The organism is Pseudomonas grimontii, assembly GCF_007858185.1.
In the GTDB taxonomy this organism is placed as follows: Bacteria; Pseudomonadota; Gammaproteobacteria; order Pseudomonadales; family Pseudomonadaceae; genus Aquipseudomonas; species Aquipseudomonas grimontii.
On record NZ_VFES01000002.1, the window covers coordinates 82,765 to 96,422 of the forward strand.

Consider the following 13,658-nt stretch of genomic DNA (forward strand, 5'->3'; position numbering starts at 1 on the left):
CTAGTGCTGCCCGGCAAGACACTCGCGCAATGCGTCTTGCCACAAGGGCTGACTGACGTGCCATTGCTGGCGCAGGTGGCTGCAATCGAGGCGTGAGTTCAGCGGGCGCCGGGCGGGCGTCGGGTAGGCGCTGGATGGGATCGCCTCCAGTTCGGCACAGGCACGGCCGCTGGCGCGCAGATGCTCGCCAATCGCTTGGGCAAAGCCGAACCACGACGTTTCACCCTCGGCGGTCAGGTGGTAGACGCCCCATTCCCCGGCCTCGCCCGCTTGCCAACGTTCGATCAGGGCGAGCGTACTGCCGGCAATGGTCCCGGCCCACGTCGGCGCGCCGATCTGGTCGGCGACGATGCGCAGGTGGGGTTTTTCTTGCAGCAGGCGCTGCATGGTCAGCAGGAAGTTCTTGCCGTGGTTGGAGTAGACCCAGCTGGTGCGCAGGATCAGGTACTGGCCTCCCACGGCGGCAATCGCCTGTTCACCCGCCAGTTTGCTCTGGCCGTAGACGCCCAAGGGGTTGGGCGCGTCAGCTTCGATGTAGGGCGCAGGCTTGCTGCCGTCGAACACGTAGTCGGTGGAATAGTGGATCAACGGGATGCCCAGGGCCTTGGCTTCCTCGGCAAGAATGCCGGGGGCGATGGCGTTGATGGCGAAGGCGAGGTCCGGTTCACTTTCGGCTTGATCGACAGCCGTGTGGGCGGCGGCGTTGATGATCAGGTCGGGGCGATGGGCGCGTACCTGTTGGCGGATGTGCTCTGTGTTGGCCAGATCGAGCTGCTCGCGGCCGAGCACAATCAGTTCGCCCAGCCCCTGAAGCTGCTGTTGCAGCGCCTGGGAGACTTGGCCATGTTGGCCGGTGATTAGGATCTTTAAAGGGGTCGTCATGGGAACAGATCGGCTTCCATCAGCAGTTTTCCAGCCTGGTCCTTGACGGACAGTTGCGGCGGTTCGCTCAGTTCCCAGTCGATGGCCAGCGTCGGGTCGTTCCACAGAATGCTGCGTTCCGCGCTGGGCTGGTAGTAGTCGGTGGTCTTGTACAAGAATTCGGCGGAGTCGCTCAGCACCACAAACCCATGGGCGAAGCCTTCCGGTACCCACAACTGGCGATGGTTCTGTGCCGACAGGCGCACGCCCACCCATTGCCCGAAGTTCGGCGAGCTGCGGCGAATGTCGACAGCGACATCCAGCACTTCACCGGCGGTAACCCGTACCAGTTTGCCCTGGGTGTGCTCCAGTTGGTAATGCAGGCCCCGCAGCACGCCTTTTTGCGAGCGCGAGTGGTTGTCCTGGACAAACTCGCGCTTGAACCCGGTGGCCTCTGCAAAGGCGCGAGCATTGAAGCTTTCGTAGAAAAAACCACGCTCGTCACCGAACACTTTGGGCTCGATGATCATTACGCCGGGGAGTGAGGTGTCAACGACGTTCACCGGTTGTCTCCAGCCAGGGAATACAGGTATTGGCCATAGCCTGTTTTGCCGAAGTATTTGGCGCGTTCGAGCAGATGGTCGCGGTCGATCCAGCCGTTCCCGTAGGCGATTTCTTCGAGGCACGCCACTTTGAGGCCCTGACGGTGTTCGATGGTCTGCACGTACTGTGAGGCTTCCAGCAAGCTGTCGTGGGTGCCGGTATCCAGCCAGGCGAAACCTCGACCGAAGCGCTCCACCTGCAAGTCACCGCGCTTCAAGTAAGCGTTGTTGACGTCGGTGATTTCCAATTCGCCACGGGCGGAGGGTGTGACGGCCTTGGCGATGCTGACCACGTCATTGTCGTAGAAATACAGGCCCGTGACGGCATAGCTTGATTTGGGGGTGGTCGGCTTTTCTTCGATGGACAGGGCGCGGCCTTCGCTGTCGAAGTCGATCACGCCGAAGCGCTGCGGATCCTTGACCCAATAGCCAAATACCGTGGCGCCTTTGCCGCGCTTTACCGCCGCATGTAACTGCTCGCTGAAACGCTGGCCGTGGAAAATGTTGTCGCCCAGGATCAGGCACACGGAGTCGTTGCCGATGAACTGTTCGCCAATCAGAAAGGCCTGTGCCAAACCGTCCGGCTGCGGTTGTTCGGCGTAGCTGAAGCTGACGCCAAACTGGCTGCCATCGCCCAGCAGGTTGCGGTATTGCGGTAAGTCCGACGGGGTGGAGATCACCAGGATTTCTTTGATGCCTGCGAGCATCAGCACCGAGATCGGGTAGTAGATCATCGGCTTGTCATACACCGGTAGAAGTTGCTTGGACACACCCAGGGTGATGGGATGCAAGCGGGAGCCGGAGCCACCGGCCAATACGATTCCTTTCATCATGCAATCAGATCCCTCGTGTCGGTATTGCCTAAGCGTTCACCCTGATAACTGCCGTCCTGGACCCTGCGGCACCATTCCAGGTTATCGAGGTACCACTGCACGGTTTTGCGCAGCCCGGTTTCAAAGGTTTCTTCGGGTACCCAGCCCAGTTCGCGTTCGATCTTGCTGGCATCGATTGCGTAGCGTTGGTCGTGGCCTGGGCGGTCCTTAACGAACGTGATCAGGTCGGTGTATTGCTCCACCCCGTGGGGATGTTGCGGGGCCAGTTCCTCCAGCAGGGTGCAGATGCTGCGCACCACGTCGATGTTCTTCTGTTCGTTGTGGCCGCCGATATTGTAGGTCTCGCCGACCACGCCTTGTGTCACGACGGTGAGCAGTGCCCGCGCATGGTCTTCGACAAACAACCAGTCGCGAACTTGCAGACCATCACCATAGACTGGCAATGACTTGCCTGCGAGGGCGTTGAGGATGACCAGCGGGATCAACTTCTCGGGGAAGTGGAAGGGGCCGTAGTTGTTGGAACAGTTGGTCAGTAGCACGGGCAGGCCGTACGTGCGTTGCCAGGCGCGCACCAGGTGGTCGGACGCGGCTTTGCTGGCCGAGTAGGGCGAGCTGGGCGCGTAGGGCGTGGTTTCGCTGAACAAGTCGTCCACGCCGTGTAGGTCGCCGTAGACTTCGTCAGTGGAGATATGGTGGAAGCGAAATGCGCGCTTGTCTGGCTCGGCGAGTGTTTGCCAATAGCCACGGGCGGCCTCCAGCAGGCTGTAAGTGCCGACGATATTGGTCTGGATAAAATCCGACGGGCCGTCAATCGAACGGTCGACATGGGATTCGGCGGCGAGGTGCATGATCGCGTGGGGCTCGAAGCGCGCGAGCACTGCGCTGACGGTGGCCTGGTCGACAATATCGGCTTGAACGAACTCATAACGGCTATTGGACGCGATGCTGACCAGCGATTCCAGGTTGCCGGCGTAGGTGAGTTTGTCCAGGTTGAGCACCTCGTGCCCGGTGTGCTGAATCAGATGACGTATCAAGGCAGAACCGATAAAACCGGCGCCACCGGTAATGAGAATGCGCATGTCGGGGGCCCTTTCCTTAGACGTACGTTTAGCGAGTGCAGCATAGCCTGTGTTGTGGCGCCGGGCAGTGCGGCATGTGTGTGGGGGTTGCGTAAAGCCCCTGAAAAATGGCGATATACACCTCTAAAAAATCGAGGCCATCCCCCATGCTGCTCGCTACGTTGATCCACCGCGCCAGTCTACCCTGCCCGCAAGTAGGCCCCGACCAGGCGGCTCAACTTCTCATGCAGCATTACGGGCTTACCGGCGCGTTGCAGTCACTGGGCAGCCAGCAGGATCTCAATTACAAAGTCGACAGCACTCGCGGCCGGTTTGTTCTGAAAATCTGCCGGGGCGATTATGCCGCGATTGAGCTGCAGGCCCAGCACGCGGCCCTCAACACACTGCAGGCCGTGCGCGTGCCCAAGGTCATCAAGGCCCTGAGCGGTGAAGAGCTGCTGACCGTGACGGTCGACGGGCAGCCCCTGCACCTGCGGTTGCTGGACTACATCGACGGCCAGCCGTTGACCCATCTGCCGCATTTGGGGCGCGACGTCATCGCAGGCTTCGGAGACCTGTGCGGGCGCATGAGCCTGGCGCTGGCTGACTTCTCCCACCCTGGACTGGACCGCACCCTGCAATGGGACCCGCGCCATGCCAGGGAACTGATCACCCATTTGTTGGCCACCCTGGAAAATCTGCCCCACCGCGCCGCACTGGAGCAGGCGGCCGAGCAGGTTGAAGCGCGCATTCGCCCCCTGGCCGACCGCTTGCCCTGGCAAGCGGTGCACATGGACATCACCGATGACAACGTGGTCTGGCAGCGCGATGCGCAACGGCACTGGCAACTGCAAGGCGTTATCGATTTCGGCGACCTGGTGAACACCTGGCGGATTGCCGACCTGTCGGTGACCTGCGCTGCCCTGTTGCACCATGCGCAGGGCGACCCCTTTGCCATCCTGCCAGCGGTCCAGGCCTGCCACGCCGTGACCCCGCTGCAGCGCGAGGAGTTGCAGGCGTTGTGGCCGTTGATCGTCGCCCGTGCAGCAGTGTTGGTGCTGAGCAGCGAACAGCAGCAACGCCTGGATCCGCACAACACTTACCTGTTGAAAAACGCCGAACACGAGTGGGAAATTTTCCATGTGGCCACCTCGGTGCCGTTTGAACTGATGGAGGCGGCGATTCTCAGCAGTGTCGGTGAGACGCTGCCGTCGGTGGCCAGTCAGGACTTCGCGCCCTTGCTACCCGGCCTGGTGGGGCGGGAGTTCGCGCTGATCGACCTGGGCGTGCTCAGTCCGCATTTCGAAGCCGGCAACTGGGAGCTGCCCGGCATTGACCGGCATCTGCTGGATCAGGCGGCGGCGGTGCATGGGCTGGCGGCGAGTCGTTATGGCCAATATCGGCTGTCGCGTACGTGCCCGGACAGCGCCACCGAACCGCACACCTTCCCACTCCACGTGGAGCTGCATTTGCCCCATGGCACGGTGTTGGAGGCACCTTTTGCCGGCACGCTGCATCAGGACGCCGACGGCCTTGTGAGCGTGCAAGGGGTCGAGCTGAGCGTGCGGTTGTGGGGCGTGAACACCCGGTTAAAGCCCGGTTCATTGTTGGTGAAAGGGCAGGTTCTCGGTGAGGTCCATGGGCCGCTGACCGTGCAACTGTGTCGTACCGACCTCGAACCGCCGCTGTTTTGCACACCGTCCCGGGCATCGGCCTGGCAAGCCTTATGTCCATCGCCTGCGGCATTACTGGGGCTGGCCTGCGATGCCGAACCGGAACTCGATCCCCACGCCCTGCTGGCCCGGCGTGACGCCAGTTTCGCCCGCTCGCAGAAACACTATTACGTCGACCCGCCACGCATCGAACGCGGCTGGCGCAACCACCTGATCGATATGCAGGGCCGCTCTTACCTGGACATGCTCAATAACGTCGCCGTGCTGGGCCATGGCCACCCGCGCATGGCGGCGGTGGCGGCGCGGCAATGGTCGCTGCTCAATACCAACTCGCGGTTTCACTATGCGGCTATTGCCGAGTTTTCCGAGCGTTTGCTGGCGCTGGCGCCGGCGGGTATGGATCGGGTGTTCCTGGTCAACAGCGGCACCGAGGCCAACGATTTGGCCATCCGCCTGGCGTGGGCCTACAGCGGCGGGCGCGACATGCTCAGTGTGCTGGAGGCTTACCATGGCTGGTCGGTGGCGGCGGATGCGGTGTCCACCTCGATTGCCGACAACCCCCAGGCCTTGAGCAGCCGCCCGGAATGGGTCCACCCGGTCACCGCGCCGAACACCTACCGCGGTGAGTTCCGCGGGCAGGACAGTGCGCCGGACTACGTACGAAGCGTGGAACATAACCTGGCGAAAATCGCTGCGAGCAAGCGCCAATTGGCCGGGTTTATCTGTGAGCCGGTGTATGGCAACGCCGGCGGCATCTCCCTGCCGCCGGGTTACTTGCAGCAGGTGTACGGGTTGGTACGTGCCCAGGGCGGCGTGTGCATCGCCGATGAAGTGCAGGTCGGCTACGGCCGCATGGGGCATTTCTTCTGGGGCTTTGAAGAGCAGGGCGTGGTGCCCGACATCATCACCATGGCCAAGGGCATGGGCAACGGCCAGCCACTCGGCGCGGTGATCACCCGTCGCGACATCGCCGAGGCATTGGAGGCCGAGGGGTATTTCTTCTCATCGTCGGGGGGTAGCCCGGTGAGTTGCCGGATCGGCATGGCGGTGCTGGATGTGATGGAAGAAGAAAAACTGTGGGAAAACGCCCAAGTGGTCGGCGGGCATTTCAAGGCGCGGTTGGAAGCCCTGATCGACCGTCATCCCCTGGTGGGTGCGGTTCACGGTTCCGGTTTTTATCTGGGCCTGGAGCTGGTGCGTGACCGGCAAACCCTGGAGCCCGCCACCGAAGAGACCACCCTGTTGTGTGATCGATTGCGGGAGTTGGGGATTTTCATGCAGCCGACTGGCGATTATTTGAACATCCTCAAGATCAAGCCGCCGATGGTAACGTCCAGGCGCAGTGTGGACTTCTTTGTCGACATGCTGTCGAAGGTGCTGGATGAGCAGTTGTAAATAATCGATTGTTATCGGTTATTGGCTGTCATATTTTTCAGCTAGCCTGTTTGTTCGCTTTTAAAGCCGATTTTTATCCGTTATAAAGTCGGCCTTTACCCCATTCGGAGTCCTGATCGCCATGACCACCCTGCACAGCACCCCCCGCGCCGATGGCTTCCACATGCCCGCCGAATGGGCGCCACAGACCCAAACCTGGATGGTCTGGCCCGAGCGCCCGGACAACTGGCGCCTGGGCGGCAAGCCCGCGCAGGCCGCTCACGTGGCCGTGGCCAAGGCCATCGCACGGTTTGAGCCGGTGACGGTGGCGGTTTCTGCCGGCCAGTACGAAAACGCCCGCGCCCGTCTGGATGTGCCGAATATTCGTGTGGTGGAAATGTCCAGCGATGACGCCTGGGTACGCGATACCGGCCCGACTTTCGTGATCAACGACCGTGGCGAAGTGCGCGGCGTGAACTGGGATTTCAACGCCTGGGGCGGCTTTGACGGTGGCCTGTACTCGCCGTGGAACCGTGACTCGCAGGTGGGCGGCAAGATCCTCGAAATCGAGCGCGCACCGCGTTACCGCACGGAAGGCTTTGTGCTGGAAGGTGGCTCGATCCACGTCGACGGCGAAGGCACCCTGATCACCACCGAAGAATGCCTGCTCAACCGCAACCGTAATCCGCACCTCGACCGTGCCGAAATTGAAGCGGTGCTCAGCGCCAACCTGGCTGTGGATAAGATCATTTGGCTGCCAGATGGCCTGTTCAACGACGAAACCGACGGCCATGTGGATAACTTCTGCTGCTACGTGCGGCCGGGCGAAGTGTTGCTGGCCTGGACCGACGATCCGCAAGACCCTAACTACACGCGTTGCCACGCCGCCATGGACGTCCTGCAAAGCAGCACCGACGCCCAGGGGCGCTCGTTCACAGTGCATAAAATGCCGATCCCGGGGCCGTTGTATGCCACTGAGGAAGAGTGCGCAGGGGTCGATCCGGTAGACGGCACACAGGAACGTAATCCGACCGTGCGGTTGGCGGGTTCCTACGTCAACTTCCTGATCGTCAACGGCGGCATCATCGCGCCCAGTTTCGACGACCCGTTGGACGCTGAAGCCAAGGCCATCCTGCAGAACCTGTTCCCGCAGCACGAAGTGGTGATGGTGCCGGGCCGTGAACTGTTACTGGGTGGCGGGAATATCCACTGCCTGACCCAACAACAGCCGGCCCCGCATAAAAACTGAGTGCAGTTGTAACAACGCCTTTCCTGCAAACCAGCGCTACTCAGTTTTAGCCTCTACAGCAAGCCCACGGCCCAGCACGGTCGTGGGCTTTTTTGTGTCCGTACACCTATAAACACGCGACATTGGCATAGCTCTTGTATCGGTGTTGCCACAGTAACCCAGGGTGATGACTGCACCGTTCTGTCATAAACCTTGAGTAAGTTAGCCGCTCACGCAGTAGGAGAGAGCGCCGAAATGAATGCCAATATCAACCCGATGTACACGCGCACCTTCCACCCTTTGCGGGTTGACAGTGATGCGATCCATGCGCTGGGGCTTTGGTTGAAGGAAAACGGCTCGCGCCAGGCCAGGCAGCAGCCGGATTTGCGCAGTGTGATGAGCGAACGCTACCCGGTGGGGTTGTTCAGCGAAGATGAATTGCACGCGTTGTGTGAGTTGATTGAAAACTGAACAATCACCTCTGACGTCATAGATACCGTCTTATCCAACACCGCGTAAATCCGTAGCAGCTGCCGAGCGCAAGCGAGGCTGCGTAGGCCGCGGCTCGATTCTGAATTGGCAGCGCGCCTGACGCAGCCTCGCTTGCGCTCGGCAGCTGCTACGGGGGGGGGGCGTGGTGTTGTTTGAGACTGCCTCTACGGGTTTATCGAGTTAGAAGCTGTAGGTCCCTGTCACCACCAGGTTACGCGGCTCGCCCGGCTGAATCTGCGCCACGCTGGTCGCCGATTCGTAGTAGGTCTTGTCGGCGATGTTGTTCAGCGCCGCGCGCACGTCCCATTCTTTCTGCCGGAAGCCGACCAACGCGTCCCAACTGCCATAACCCGGCAGCACCACGGTGTTGAGGCTGTCGGCGTAACGGTCGCCCACCAGCGTCAAGCCGGTTTCCGCGTACCAGCCCATCTCCGGTTTCCAGGTGACAAACAGGCTTGCATTGCGCTTGGCCACGTCGCTGACGCGCTTGCCTTCAAAGCCGTTGTTGTCCTTCTCGACCTTGGCGTCCTGCAGGCCGATACCACCGCGTACGTACCAGTTGCCGACGATCTTGCCGGTCGCCGTCAGCTCCACGCCGCGCGAGCGCTGCAGGCCGCTGAGCAGGGTAATGGTGCGGTCCAGCGGGTCGCTGGTGCGGCGGTTGTAGAGTTCCAGTTCGTACACCGCCAGGGTGGTGCTCAGGCGGTCGTCGAGCCAGTCGCTTTTCACGCCGATCTCTTTTTGCTTGGTCAGCTCGGGGCTCAGGTCGTTGACGCTGCCGGCGGCGTTCGGGGTGATGCCGATCAGGCCGCCACCCGCCGGGGAGAAAGTCTTGCTCCACGAGGCATAGAACGAGTGGTGTTCCAGGGGCGTCCACACCAGGCCAAAGCGCGGGCTGGTGCTGTGGCTTTTGACGTCTTGTTGGGTATTGAGCAGTTTGTTTTTGGTGTCCACTTCGAAACGGTCGTAACGCAGGCCGGCCAGCACTTGCCACTGATCGTTCAGGCGCAGTTGGTCTTGCACATACAGGGCGCGGCTTTCGACTTCGGTGTGGTTGTTACTCGATACGCTCATGCGCCCGGTGTGGCTCAGGCGACGGTTGGGCTGGTTGAGGTCCAGGGCTGGCACGGCCGAGGCGGGGGCGGTGTACAGCTTTGGATCGCGGCGCTGGCTGCCCAGCTCAAGGCCGGTGAGCAGGCGGTGTTCGAGGCCGAAGGTGCTGAAGCCACCTTCGAGCTCGACGTTGTTGAAGACGTTGAGGGTGGTCAGGTCTTGCTGCCAGCGTTGGCGCGTCACCCGATTGGTCGAGGCAACGTAGGCGGTCTGGTAGGTGTTGTCGAAATCGCTGTCGAGCTTGAACACGCCCAGGGTCTGGCGCAGTTGCCAGTTGTCGTTGAGTTCGTAGGCCAGCTTGGAGCGCAGTGACTGGCTTTTGTCGTCGATGTAATCGCGGCTGTCGCCGTAGGTGGTGCTGCGACTGACGTCGGCGGGGCGGCCGTTGACGCCGGGGATGCCGCGATCCGGCGTGCGGTTGTAGCGGCTGTACTCGTATTGCACCAGCCAGTTCAGGTCCGGCGTGAGCTGCCAGCTCATGGACGGCGCGAACAGTTGGCGATTGCCGCTGACGCCGTCGCGGAAGCTGTTGTTGTCCTGGTTGCCCATGTTCAGACGCAGGCTGATGTTATCGGTGGGGTCGGTGCTCAGGTCGGCATACACACTGCGCAAATCGTTGCTGCCGCCCTGGGCTTCGATGCTCGACTTATGCCCGGCCGTTGGCAGTTTGCTCACGCGGTTGACGATCCCACCCTGGCCGCCGCGCCCGTACAGCACGGCGGCCGGCCCTTTGAGCACTTCGATACGCTCGATGTTGTGCAGGTCGCGTACGTACTGGCTGTCGTCGCGAATGCCATCGAGGTAGAAGTCATTGCTCGCGTCGAAGCCTCGGATGCGCAAACTGTCGAAGCGCGTGTCCGCACCACTGCTCACGTTGGGGATGCCGCTCAACGCCCGGCCCAAGTCGTTGGTGCCGTAGGCGCGCAGGCTTTCGGTCTTCACCGAGTCGATGGCCTGGGGCACATAACGCACGGGTGTGGCAGTGCGGGTAGCGGTGCTGGTTTCCTTGACGCGCGGGTCGTCTTCGTCAGCTTCGGCGCTGATCGAAGTTTCGGGCAAGGTGGTGGCCGCACAGGCAAAACCGGCAGACAGCAGAACAGAAAGCCCAAGGGTCATGGGCGTCAGGCGAAGGGCAGGCATGGTGGAATGCATCCAAAGTGTTTGGCAGGAAAAAGCGCGCTAATGGTAATGCTTTGCATTTGCGCGCGTTATCCATTACCAAACGTGTCGGCTTTGAAATTTGTTACGAAATGTGTTTTTGAGGTCGCTAAACACAGGATTAGGTCGTTTTCAGAAAGGCCGTAGGCCATTGCTTAGAATTATTTCGCCTAAATACAGACGATTCACGAAATTGACACATAGTTCAACGCGCGACTAGGATTGCGCCCAACGCCTGTGGCTAACAGCCATGACTCATCCAATAAGAAAAGGCCCGCGGCATGTTCAGTCGTCCGCGGGCCTTTTTTTTTTGGAGAAAGTCGACACCAGAAAAGCGACATGGAGCCCGGTGTCATAGCGCGTACTCAACCCGTAATAAGGAATACAAAAAAATGTTGAAGCAACGGATGAGTCTGATCGCTCTGGGGATTTTGAGCGCATCGACAGCAATGGCAAACGACCAGGAGCAATCCAAGGGTTTCGTTGAAGACAGCCATCTGAACATCGCAGCACGTAACGCCTACATCAGCCGCGACTACAAAAACGGCAAGCAAGACAAAGCCGAGTGGGGCCAGGGTTTCATCGGCAAGTTCGAGTCCGGCTTCACCCAAGGCACCGTCGGTGTGGGTGTGGACGTGATCGGTCAATATGCGATTCGTCTGGACGGTGGCCAAGGTCGCGCCGGCGCGGGCGGTATCGACTTCTTCAAGCAGGGTAATGGCACCACCAACCCTGATGGCACGGCAAACCCTGGCTCGGCACCCCACGACCTGGCCAAAGGTGGCGCAGCCGTCAAGTTCCGCGTCTCCAACACGGTGCTCAAGTACGGTGATCAGTTCCCTAACGTTCCGGTCCTGGCCTACGACAACTCCCGTCTGCTGTCCGAAACGTTCACGGGTACGTCGATCGTCTCCAAAGAAATCGCCGGACTGCAACTCGACGCCGGTCACTTCACCAAGGAAGCTCGCAAGAGCGCCGAAGGCACCGACAGCGGCCGTCTGAAAAGCATCGACTACGTCGGTGGTAGCTACAAATTCACCGAAAACCTGTCGGCCGCGCTGTACGCCTCCGACATGCAAGACGTGCTGAAGAAGCAATACGTCAACGTCAACTACGTACTGGTGCTGCCAGAGAAACAGTCGCTGACCTTTGACTTCAACGGCTACAAAACCAAGCTGGACAAGAGCTTCGCCCTGGAAAACCAAGGCAGCGAAGACGCTCGCGACAACAAGATCTGGAGCCTGGGCGCCACGTGGGCTGTTGGCCCGCACAGCTTCACCGTCGCTCACCAGCGCAGCACCGGCGACACCGGCTACCTGTACGGCGGCTACCGCAACGCTGACGGCATCGGCGACGGCGGCAACACCATCCTGCTGGCCAACTCCTACTGGTCCGACTTCAACGGCAAGGACGAGCGCTCCTGGCAAGCCGGCTACGGCCTGGACTTCAGCACCTTCGGCGTGCCTGGCCTGACCTACAACGTTGCCTACGTTCGTGGTACCAACATTGACGATGGTTCCAACCGTGGCAATGGCACCGAGCGTGAAATCTTCAACCAGTTCAAATACGTCGTGCAGAGCGGCCCGGCCAAAGACCTGAGCCTGCGTGCGCGTGCGTCCTGGTTGCGCGTTTCCAGCAATGCCGACAAGTACAACGTAGGCGGTAACGAAATCCGTCTGTTCGCCGACTACCCGATCAACGTTTTCTAATTGATCGCGCGTAGCGCCTGATTCCAGGTGATAAAAAACCCCGACTGGTTCGGGGTTTTTTTATGGGCGTGGATCGCACGGTTCACTCCGTGGCCGGTAGGCAGTTCGGCTTCGATTTTTTCCGGACGCGAGAGGGCTGTCTGCACGCTGAATTTTTCATTGATCAGGTCGACCATCGCAGGGGTGGCTTCGTCAGCCCGCTGACGCTCCTAGCCACCGAGGGCGGCCAGCAACAGCGGGAAAACGACCCGCAGTCAGATCAGTTTCAGAGCGTTCATGGGAGTCCGTTCACGACGCGGGTAGGTGGGTTATACCGAAAAAAGCGCCCCAGGCCGAGGCGCTTAAAGTTGGCAGCTAACCACCGTCTTACCCAACACCACGCACATCCGTAGCAGCTGCCGAGCGCAAGCGAGGCTGCGTTGCGGTGTATCAGGCAGCCCGCAAACGCAGCCTCGCTTGCGCTCGACAGCTGCTACGCGGGGCCGATTAAAACCGCGACGACCCCCAACCACCATAGCCCTTCCTATAGCTCGGTATTCCCAGGCGACTCCAACACCTTCACCACATCATCAATCACCGCCTTGCTCATCTCCTGCAAATAATGCGACGCCCAGGCATAGCGGTCCGTCTCCTTGGTCATCGCTGCATCTTCGGCGAGCAGCTTGGCAACGTGGAGCAAGTCGGAAACGTGATGCAAGGCTTCATGCAGGGAAACACCGCTGTTGACGCGGAACAGAGGTTGGTCGGAGTGAAAGGAGAACGGGGTGACGCCTAGGGTGGTTAACGCAGAGGGATGTGTAGCGGTCATCGGTAAAACTCCCATATCGAGTGAGAGCTACCACGTTCGTTCTCAGGCGAATGGGTGGCAGCTGTGCGCAGGCTGAGAAACCGGAGATACAGGAACCCGGCAGACCCGAAGGTCTCCCACGCACAGCCGCCATTGCACGAATTTTCAGGCGAAAAAAAAACGCCTTCAAAATCGGGTGTTGGGGGCGCTTGGTGCGCCTGCATCTTGCCGGGTTCTCAGGCCCGATCGCTGAATTGGCAGCGACGGGGGGAGGTTAGCGTGGTGAGCGGTGAGGAGCAATCGGGAAAATGGATTGGTTGATTTTTCAGCTCTTCCTGAAAGGTTGCGACTAGGCGTTGATGCCATTATTTGTTTTATGAATACGCCGTAATTATTGGCTACCCATAATTCAGCATAAAGGATGAAATCTGGAGTTTTGGCGCGAAAAGAGGTGATTCAACAGGAAGGGGGGGGAGGCGGGAAAGGGTTGATCGAGGATGAATATCCCAGAAACAACAAAGCCCCTGCATTTCTGCAGGGGCTTCGTCTTATATGGTGCGGCACCAGACGAACGGTACGTTTCGGGGAGGCCAGATTTTCCGGGCGTCTGGATTGCGGTGGAAAATTCGGCGTACCCCAACTAGTAACTATAAATAAATCAGCTAGTTATGGCGTTCGGTGGAATCGAATTCGGGATTTTTTAGATGTCAGCACATTGTCGGTCGGTAAGTAATTCAGAGCCGCATACGAATGGTAAACCTCCCGAATTC

11 protein-coding genes are annotated in these 13,658 nt (G+C 60.1%); 4 read left to right on the forward strand and 7 right to left on the reverse strand.

Features of this window, described 5'->3' with window-relative positions; genetic code table 11:
• From rfbD to rfbB, 4 genes are read right to left on the reverse strand one after another with little or no spacing between them, the layout of a single operon-like run.
• On the reverse strand, nt 1-882 hold the full coding sequence (gene rfbD / locus FIV39_RS04625) for a dTDP-4-dehydrorhamnose reductase (protein ID WP_090401076.1): 882 nt from the start codon (nt 880-882) through the stop codon (nt 1-3).
• Complete coding sequence (gene rfbC / locus FIV39_RS04630) at nt 879-1,424, reverse strand: dTDP-4-dehydrorhamnose 3,5-epimerase (protein ID WP_090401075.1); 546 nt, start codon at nt 1,422-1,424, stop codon at nt 879-881. The genes rfbD and rfbC overlap by 4 nt, the downstream gene beginning before the upstream one ends.
• Nucleotides 1,421-2,296, reverse strand: a complete 876-nt coding sequence (gene rfbA / locus FIV39_RS04635) for a glucose-1-phosphate thymidylyltransferase RfbA (RefSeq protein WP_090401074.1) — start codon at nt 2,294-2,296, stop codon at nt 1,421-1,423. Before rfbA ends, rfbC begins: the two co-directional genes overlap by 4 nt.
• Nucleotides 2,293-3,375 (reverse strand): dTDP-glucose 4,6-dehydratase, encoded by a 1,083-nt coding sequence (gene rfbB / locus FIV39_RS04640; RefSeq protein ID WP_090401073.1) that lies wholly within the window; start codon nt 3,373-3,375, stop codon nt 2,293-2,295. The genes rfbA and rfbB overlap by 4 nt, the downstream gene beginning before the upstream one ends.
• A gap of 146 nt (nt 3,376-3,521) precedes the next feature.
• Here rfbB and FIV39_RS04645 point away from each other — a divergent pair, with 146 nt between their 5' ends.
• The 3 genes from FIV39_RS04645 to FIV39_RS04655 all read left to right on the forward strand — a co-directional run bounded on the left by FIV39_RS04645 (nt 3,522) and on the right by FIV39_RS04655 (nt 8,100).
• Nucleotides 3,522-6,422, forward strand: a complete 2,901-nt coding sequence (locus FIV39_RS04645; protein ID WP_090401072.1) for an aminotransferase — start codon at nt 3,522-3,524, stop codon at nt 6,420-6,422.
• 121 nt (nt 6,423-6,543) lie between these two features.
• On the forward strand, nt 6,544-7,650 hold the full coding sequence (aguA, locus tag FIV39_RS04650; RefSeq protein ID WP_090401071.1) for an agmatine deiminase: 1,107 nt from the start codon (nt 6,544-6,546) through the stop codon (nt 7,648-7,650).
• A 234-nt stretch (nt 7,651-7,884) separates the two neighbouring features.
• A complete protein-coding gene (locus FIV39_RS04655) occupies nt 7,885-8,100 on the forward strand; it encodes a hypothetical protein (RefSeq protein WP_090401070.1) in 216 nt (71 codons plus the stop codon).
• Between the two features lie 201 nt (nt 8,101-8,301).
• Here FIV39_RS04655 and FIV39_RS04660 read toward each other — a convergent pair whose 3' ends face one another.
• On the reverse strand, nt 8,302-10,374 hold the full coding sequence (locus tag FIV39_RS04660; RefSeq protein ID WP_090401069.1) for a TonB-dependent receptor: 2,073 nt from the start codon (nt 10,372-10,374) through the stop codon (nt 8,302-8,304).
• A 410-nt stretch (nt 10,375-10,784) separates the two neighbouring features.
• Here FIV39_RS04660 and FIV39_RS04665 point away from each other — a divergent pair, with 410 nt between their 5' ends.
• A complete protein-coding gene (locus FIV39_RS04665) occupies nt 10,785-12,101 on the forward strand; it encodes an OprD family porin (RefSeq protein WP_090401068.1) in 1,317 nt (438 codons plus the stop codon).
• Here the strand turns inward: FIV39_RS04665 and FIV39_RS04670 are convergent.
• Together FIV39_RS04670 and FIV39_RS04675 are read right to left on the reverse strand one after the other, a co-directional pair.
• A complete protein-coding gene (locus FIV39_RS04670) occupies nt 12,098-12,277 on the reverse strand; it encodes a hypothetical protein (RefSeq protein WP_090401067.1) in 180 nt (59 codons plus the stop codon). The two genes, FIV39_RS04665 and FIV39_RS04670, sit on opposite strands and share 4 nt — an antisense overlap.
• A gap of 347 nt (nt 12,278-12,624) precedes the next feature.
• The gene (locus FIV39_RS04675; protein WP_090401066.1) at nt 12,625-12,909 is read right to left on the reverse strand and encodes a DUF3077 domain-containing protein; all 285 of its coding nucleotides are present in this window, start codon (nt 12,907-12,909) and stop codon (nt 12,625-12,627) included.
• Between the last annotated feature and the right edge of the window lie 749 nt (nt 12,910-13,658).

What these genes read in the sequence shown, in the direction of transcription:
- rfbD (WP_090401076.1), bottom strand. Translation starts at nt 882, where the DNA reads ATGACGACCCCTTTAAAGATCCTAATCACCGGCCAACATGGCCAAGTC.
- rfbA (WP_090401074.1), bottom strand. Translation starts at nt 2,296, where the DNA reads ATGATGAAAGGAATCGTATTGGCCGGTGGCTCCGGCTCCCGCTTGCAT.
- rfbB (WP_090401073.1), bottom strand. Translation starts at nt 3,375, where the DNA reads ATGCGCATTCTCATTACCGGTGGCGCCGGTTTTATCGGTTCTGCCTTG.
- FIV39_RS04645 (WP_090401072.1), top strand. Translation starts at nt 3,522, where the DNA reads ATGCTGCTCGCTACGTTGATCCACCGCGCCAGTCTACCCTGCCCGCAA.
- aguA (WP_090401071.1), top strand. Translation starts at nt 6,544, where the DNA reads ATGACCACCCTGCACAGCACCCCCCGCGCCGATGGCTTCCACATGCCC.
- FIV39_RS04655 (WP_090401070.1), top strand. Translation starts at nt 7,885, where the DNA reads ATGAATGCCAATATCAACCCGATGTACACGCGCACCTTCCACCCTTTG.
- FIV39_RS04660 (WP_090401069.1), bottom strand. Translation starts at nt 10,374, where the DNA reads ATGCCTGCCCTTCGCCTGACGCCCATGACCCTTGGGCTTTCTGTTCTG.
- FIV39_RS04665 (WP_090401068.1), top strand. Translation starts at nt 10,785, where the DNA reads ATGTTGAAGCAACGGATGAGTCTGATCGCTCTGGGGATTTTGAGCGCA.
- FIV39_RS04670 (WP_090401067.1), bottom strand. Translation starts at nt 12,277, where the DNA reads ATGGTCGACCTGATCAATGAAAAATTCAGCGTGCAGACAGCCCTCTCG.
- FIV39_RS04675 (WP_090401066.1), bottom strand. Translation starts at nt 12,909, where the DNA reads ATGACCGCTACACATCCCTCTGCGTTAACCACCCTAGGCGTCACCCCG.